The sequence below is a fragment of the Streptomyces sp. NPDC002845 genome (assembly GCF_053591955.1).
In genome coordinates this window covers 1-5355 of the sequence record NZ_JBSFUU010000172.1, presented here as the reverse complement: position 1 = coordinate 5355, position 5355 = coordinate 1, and the positions used below count along the sequence as shown (strand labels likewise).

General features: G+C 71.6%; 5 protein-coding genes. All 5 read right to left on the bottom strand.

All coding sequences use genetic code 11. The features are described 5' to 3' along the window. A partial coding sequence (locus ACWD3C_RS47665; RefSeq protein WP_451154943.1) for an adenosylhomocysteinase occupies window positions 1-917 on the bottom strand: 917 nt, incomplete at its 3' end. Window positions 918-1378: 461 nt separating this feature from the next. After that, window positions 1379-2356, bottom strand: coding sequence for a cation diffusion facilitator family transporter (locus ACWD3C_RS47660; RefSeq protein WP_451154941.1), 978 nt, complete (start codon window positions 2354-2356; stop codon window positions 1379-1381). Window positions 2357-2486: 130 nt separating this feature from the next. Then, complete coding sequence (gene manA, locus ACWD3C_RS47655; RefSeq protein ID WP_451154939.1) at window positions 2487-3638, bottom strand: mannose-6-phosphate isomerase, class I; 1152 nt, start codon at window positions 3636-3638, stop codon at window positions 2487-2489. Between the two features lie 92 nt (window positions 3639-3730). Then, window positions 3731-4858 carry an SIS domain-containing protein gene (locus tag ACWD3C_RS47650; RefSeq protein WP_451154937.1) on the bottom strand — a complete coding sequence of 376 codons (1128 nt, stop codon included), beginning with the start codon at window positions 4856-4858 and terminating at the stop codon, window positions 3731-3733. Between the two features lie 103 nt (window positions 4859-4961). After that, the gene (locus ACWD3C_RS47645) at window positions 4962-5132 is read right to left on the bottom strand and encodes a Trm112 family protein (RefSeq protein ID WP_451154935.1); all 171 of its coding nucleotides are present in this window, start codon (window positions 5130-5132) and stop codon (window positions 4962-4964) included. Between the last annotated feature and the right edge of the window lie 223 nt (window positions 5133-5355).

Below are 5355 nucleotides of genomic sequence, written 5' to 3'. Positions count from 1 at the left end.
ATCGCCGCCTGCAGCGCGCAGATCGGGTCGATCTCGGTGACGATCACGCGGGCACCCTGCCCGCGCAGGGACTCCGCGCAGCCCTTGCCCACGTCACCGTAGCCGCAGACGACGGCGGTCTTGCCGCCGATCAGCACGTCGGTGGCACGGTTGATGCCGTCGATCAGCGAGTGACGGCAGCCGTACTTGTTGTCGAACTTCGACTTCGTCACCGCGTCGTTCACGTTGATCGCCGGGAACAGCAGGACACCGTCGCGCTGCATCTCGTACAGGCGGTGCACACCGGTCGTGGTCTCCTCGGTCACGCCGCGGATCTCCGAGGACAGCTGGGTCCACTTCTGGGGGTTCTCTCCCAGGGTGCGGTGGAGCACTTGGAGGATGACGCGGTGCTCGTCGGACTCGGCGGTCTCGACGTCCGGGACCTTGCCGTCCTTCTCGTACTCGACGCCCTTGTGGACGAGGAGGGTGGCGTCACCGCCGTCGTCGAGGATCATGTTCGGGCCGCCGGTGGGCGTGTTCGGCCAGGTCAGCGCCTGCTCCGTGCACCACCAGTACTCCTGAAGGGTCTCACCCTTCCAGGCGAAGACCGGGATGCCCTGGGGGTTGTCGGGCGTGCCGTTGGGGCCGACGGCGATGGCGGCGGCGGCGTGGTCCTGGGTGGAGAAGATGTTGCAGGAGGCCCAGCGGACCTCGGCGCCCAGGGCGACCAGGGTCTCGATGAGTACCGCGGTCTGCACCGTCATGTGCAGGGAACCGGTGACGCGCGCACCGGCCAGGGGCTGCGTCTCGGCGTACTCCTTGCGGATCGCCATCAGGCCGGGCATCTCGTGCTCGGCGAGGGTGATCTCCTTGCGGCCGAACTCGGCCAGGGAGAGGTCGGCGACCTTGAAGTCCTGTCGCTTGTCGACAGTCGTCATTGCGGGCTGCTCCTCGGTTTCGGGTCGAGGGTGGGTACGGCTGGTCTGCGCGGCGGTGGGCACAGGTCTGCCCCGGCGGGGCACGGGCGTCGTGCTCCGGTGCGCGCAGCGCAGTCCGTCGGAGGCCCTCTCTCCCTCGGTCGGTCCGCATCGGGACCGCCCGACCGCCATCAGCAGCGACGTCTGGCTCCGACCCAAGCTACACCGGTCGGCCCGGCGGGCCCCAGTCCGCCTCCGTACAGATCCGGCCAAGGATGGACGGCTTCCGGGGCCCGAGCCTCGTCGAACGGCGCGTTCGCGGTCGTACGGGTGCTTTCGTCTGTCGTATGGGTGCTTTCGGCGGTCGTAAGCGCGCTTCCGGCGGTCGTACGGCATGTAGTCGGCCGTACGACGTGAAAAGGCCCGCCGAGAAGCTCGGCGGGCCCCGGTCTCGCGCGGGAAAAGTCTCGTACGAGCGGTGATCAGTGCTCGGTGGTCGGGGTCGGGCCGCCCGGGGTGGCTTCGGGGTCGGGGCCCTTGACAGCCTCGGTCTCGCTGTAGATGTCGGGTTCGAGGTAGATGACGCGGGCGATGGGGACGGCCTGGCGGATGCGGGACTCGGCGGCGTCGATGGCGGAGGCGATCTCGACGGCGGTGTTGTCGTGCTGGACGGCGATCTTGGCGGCGACGAGGAGTTCCTCGGGGCCGAGGTGGAGCGTGCGCATGTGGATGATGCCGGTGACGGTGTCGCCGTCGACGACGGCCTTCTCGATCTTGGTGACGTCTTCGGCGCCCGCGGCCTCGCCCAGGAGCAGGGACTTGGTCTCGGCGGCCAGGACGATGGCGATGAGGATGAGGAGGACGCCGATGCAGAGGGTGCCGATGCCGTCCCAGACGCCGTCGCCGGTGAGCAGGGCCACGCCGACGCCGCCGAGGGCGAGGATCAGGCCGACGAGGGCGCCGAGGTCCTCCAGGAGGACGACCGGCAGCTCGGGGGCCTTCGCGTGCCGCACGAACTCCTTCCAGGACTGCTTGCCGCGCAGGGCGTTGGACTCCTGGATGGCCGTCCGGAAGGAGAACGTCTCCGCGATGATCGCGAAGATGAGGACGCCGACGGGCCAGTACCAGTGGTCGATCTCATGCGGGTGCTTGATCTTCTCGTAGCCCTCGTAGATGGCGAACATGCCACCGACGGAGAAGAGGACGATGGAGACGAGGAAGGCGTAGACGTAGCGCTCTCGGCCGTATCCGAAGGGGTGTTGCGGGGTCGCCTCGCGCTTGGCCTTCTTCCCGCCGAGGAGCAGCAGGCCCTGGTTGCCCGAGTCCGCGAGCGAGTGCACGCTCTCCGCGAGCATCGATGACGAGCCGCTGAACAGGAACGCCACGAACTTCGCTACCGCGATCGCGAGGTTGGCGGCGAGTGCCGCCACGATCGCCTTGGTGCCGCCTGACGCGCTCATGTCTCCGGGGTGTCCCTTCGCCCTGCTGTCCATGGTCGGCCGGGCTTTGCCCGCCTTTTGCAGGGGGCATTGTTGCAGCCCGGTCCGACAGCGGCGCGCCGGACCGGCGTTCAGGCGTCCCGGGCGTCGCTCAGGCCACGACTGTCGCGCGGAAGACCGTGCCCGTACCAGACACTTCGGCCTTTTCGCCTGCCGGGACGAAGACGGACTCGCCGGGGGCGAGCGTGTGTTCGCCCGCGTGGACGGAACCGGCCGTGCAGAGCAGGATCTGCGGGGTCGGGCGGGTGAGGTCGTGCGGGGCGGCGCCCTCGGGGAGGACGTAGCGGGAGAGGCGGAACTCGTCGATGGGTGTCTCGTAGACCTCCTCGCCCTCGGGGGACGCCTCGGGGCGCAGGACGCCGGGGTCGGTGGCCTCGAAGCGGACGATGCGCAGGAGTTCGGGGACGTCGACGTGCTTGGGGGTCAGGCCGCAGCGCAGGACGTTGTCGGAGTTGGCCATGATCTCGACGCCGAGGCCGTTGAGGTAGGCGTGCGGGACGCCGGCGCCGAGGAACAGGGCCTCGCCGGGCTGCAGTCGGACGTGGTTGAGCAGCATGGCGGCGATGACGCCGGGGTCGCCCGGGTAGTGGTGGGCGATGTCGGCGTACGGGGCGTAGGCGCCGCCGAGGCGGGCGCAGGCGGCCGCGGCCTCGGTGACCGACTGGGCCATCGCCTCCGGGTCGGCGGAGAGCACCGCCGTCAGCACCTCGCGCAGGGCGGCCTCTTCGGGGTGCGCGTGCAGCAGGTCGACGTACGGCTTGAGGGAGTCGACGTCGAGGCCCGCGAGCAGTTCTGCGGCCTCGTCGGGGGCACGGAAGCCGCACAGGCCGTCGAACGCCGTGAGGGCGCAGATCAGTTCGGGCTTGTGGTTGGCGTCCTTGTAGTTGCGGTGGCCGGCGTCGACCGGGATGCCGCGGCGCTCCTCGTCCTCGTACCCCTCCTTCGCCTGTTCGAGGTTGGGGTGGACCTGGAGGGAGAGGGGGGCACCGGCGGCGAGGATCTTCAGGAGGAAGGGGAGGCGGGCGCCGAACTTGGCGACCGTTCGAGATCCCAGCTCACGCTCTGGTGCCTCGTCGATGACCTCGGTGAGAGGGCCGCGCGCGGTGCGCGAGGGTGCGCCGGGGTGGGCGCCCATCCACATCTCCGCCTGCGGTTCGCCGGTGGGTTCCACGCCCAGGAGCTGCGGTATGGCGGTGGTCGAGCCCCAGGCGTAGGGGCGGACGGTGTTGTCGAGGCGGTCCATGGTGTTTCTTTCTCCGTACGCGGTCGGGTGGGCCGCAGCGTCGTACGCGTTTCGTCGCGCGTATACGCCGATCAAAGCGGTCGGGGCAGGGATCAGGCCCCGGAGGCGAGTGCCAGGTAGACGGCGGCGAAATCCGTGACGGCGATCAGTTCGGCGAGGGTTTCCAGGTCGCCGCCCTCTTCGGGTTCCAGTTCACTGATCGGCGTGTCGTGGCTGAGGGCCAGGTCACGGGCGGCGGGGGCGGCGCTGAGGCCGCCGGTGGGCCGGTCGCGGAGGAGCACCACGCGCGCGTGGAGGGCGGCGGGCTCCTCGACACGGTCACGGAAGAAGTCGTCGGGGTCGGCGCCCGCGGCGAGGGCGCCGGAGAGCAGCACCGTGTGCGAGGCGAGCGCCTCGGGCAGCTGGGAGGCGAGGGCGGGGCGGCCCGCCAGTTCGGCCAGCGCGGCGGCGAAACGGCGGCCCACGGGGCCCGCGGCGGTGCCCTCGGTCCAGATCACCGGGAGCGACTCGGCCAGCTCGGCGGCGAGGCTCTTGGCGGGGTTGCTGTACGTGGCGATGGCCGGGCCGCAGCGCTCGGCGATCTGGTCGAGGCGGTCGGCGACCTTGTGCAGGGCCTCCGGCGGGGCCGTGATCAGGCCGGTTCGGTCGAGGAGCGCGAGCATTGGGGTGAGCAGGGCCCACAGGAGGCCGGGGGCGGAGGCGCCGAGGGGTGCGTCCTGTTCGTACGGGGTGGTCGCCATCGGTACGAAGAGGCCGTGGGTGCCTTCCACCGCCTCGCCGAGGGGGGTGTGGGCGGGGGCCACGGCGACGACCGCGCAGCCTCGGCGGTACGCCTGGTCGAGGAGGATCGACAGGCCGGGTTCCGAGCCGTCGGGGGTGGCGACCAGGAGGAGGTCGACCGGGCCGACCCAGCCGGGGAGTTCCCAGCGGAGGGCGCCCGGGGCGGGGGCGACGCCGGAGGGGTGCAGACGGGTCACGGGGCAGCCGGAGCCGGCGAGGGAGCCGAGGAGGTCGGCGACGCCCGCGGAGGCCATGCCGGGGCCCGCGATCAGGACGGCGCGGGGGCGGCCGTCCGGCTTCAGCCGGGGGATGCCGGCCTCGGTGCCGAGGCGGATGGCCGTGCGGACGCGGGCGCCGGCCTCGGCGGCGCCGCGGAGCAGGCTGCGGCGGTCGGCCTCCGACAGGGCGTCGGGGGTGTCGAGCAGCGATTCGTCGAGCATGGGCGGCAGCCTCCGATCGCCGGGTTGCCCTTGTCGCCCGGGGTCTTCGTTGCGCGTGCGTGGGTGCGCGTGGGCGGGTGCGGCTTGTGTGGGTGCGTGCGGCTTACGCGGGGCGGCGGGCCTCGTCGACGAGCAGTACGGGGATGCCGTCCCGGACGGGGTAGGCGAGGCCGCAGTCCTGGCTCGTGCAGACCAGCTCGGTGTCCTCCTCCTTGAGGGGGGCGTGGCACGCCGGGCAGGCGAGGATCTCCAGGAGGCCGGCTTCGAGCGGCATGTCGGGTCCCTTCGGGGCGGGGTGCGTGGTGAGCCTTGATGCGGCCTGGTCAGGGTACCGCTGAGTGGGGCGGGGTGCCGGGGTTGGGAGGGGTGTGTGGGCGGTGCGGTGGCGGGGGTGAGTTGGTTTCGCCCCCGCCGCCCCTACCCGTCCCATCCCTGGGGGCTGCGCCCCCAGACCCCCGGGGTGGGTCGGGTAGGTGCGGCTGGGTGGGTGGTTCATC

Excerpts from the sequence above, each read along its gene's own strand:
- ACWD3C_RS47660 (WP_451154941.1), bottom strand. The coding sequence starts at position 2,356 with ATGAGCGCGTCAGGCGGCACCAAGGCGATCGTGGCGGCACTCGCCGCC.
- manA (WP_451154939.1), bottom strand. The coding sequence starts at position 3,638 with ATGGACCGCCTCGACAACACCGTCCGCCCCTACGCCTGGGGCTCGACC.
- ACWD3C_RS47650 (WP_451154937.1), bottom strand. The coding sequence starts at position 4,858 with ATGCTCGACGAATCGCTGCTCGACACCCCCGACGCCCTGTCGGAGGCC.
- ACWD3C_RS47645 (WP_451154935.1), bottom strand. The coding sequence starts at position 5,132 with ATGCCGCTCGAAGCCGGCCTCCTGGAGATCCTCGCCTGCCCGGCGTGC.